Source organism: Microcoleus sp. B3-D2, from assembly GCF_036705345.1.
GTDB lineage: Bacteria > Cyanobacteriota > Cyanobacteriia > Cyanobacteriales > Microcoleaceae > Microcoleus.
The window spans coordinates 2,741-3,681 of record NZ_JAUBUG010000157.1; the positions used below are offsets into that span (position 1 = coordinate 2,741).

Sequence of the window (941 nt, forward strand, 5' to 3'; positions counted from 1 at the left end):
CAACAATTCCCACGCCGACTTTAGGTACTCCGGCTGTTATTTTCCTTGAACCACTTGGCAGTACCGAGGTACTCGAAAGCTTGGGCAGCGATATATACAAAGTGCGACTAAATACTCAGCCAACTGCTAATGTCACCGTCGCCATTACCCCTGAAACTCAAGTTACTGTCAGCCAACCAGCCCTTACTTTTACTTCCGCCAATTGGAATGTCGCTCAAACGGTAACGGTTAGTGCGGTTGATGATGGGGTTGTGGAGGGCAATCATGTCAGCCCAATTAGCCACGCCACTACCAGTAATGACACATTGTATAATAATCTCGTCGCCCCTCTCACAGTCAATATCAGCGATAACGATAACTTAGGCGATGTCAAAACCTTGTTGAAAAAGTCAGTAATCGGTTTGACAGATCAGGACGATCGCATCACAGGATCGGCATTAAACGACATGATCCACGCACGCCGCGGCAATGACTATCTTGATGGCAAAGCAGGGGATGATTTGCTTTACGGACAAAAAGGGGATGATGGCATCAGTGGCGGTGATGGCAATGACCTTATTTTTGGCGGCCAAGGGAGTGAATTTATTCAGGGTGACGGCGGTATTGACTTGATTTACGGAGGTAAGGAAAACGATCGCATTGAAAGCGGCGATGGCGACGATATAGTGTTTGGCGACGGGGGCAATGATTACTTATTTGGAGAAAAGGGTGCCGACACTCTCACAGGCGGATTGGGTTTTGATGTGTTTGCCCTCGCGATCGATACTGGTGGAACAGACGCTTCTACTGCCGATGTGATTACTGATTTTACCCTCAATCAAGACAAAATTGATTTAATTAGCCCCCTGGCTTTTAGCCAGTTAAATAGGGCTTGCTGAATAATCGAGTGCATATTGCGTCGCGAAAGGTTTCGAGCGCGCGAGCGAGAATAAAGTGCAAGA

At 47.5% G+C, this 941-nt stretch carries 1 protein-coding gene; it reads left to right on the top strand.

What is annotated here, in order from left to right; translation table 11 throughout:
* Positions 1-878, top strand: an 878-nt coding sequence (locus QUB14_RS28255) for a calcium-binding protein (RefSeq protein WP_445251875.1), incomplete at its 5' end; no start/stop codon positions are given.
* Between the last annotated feature and the right edge of the window lie 63 nt (positions 879-941).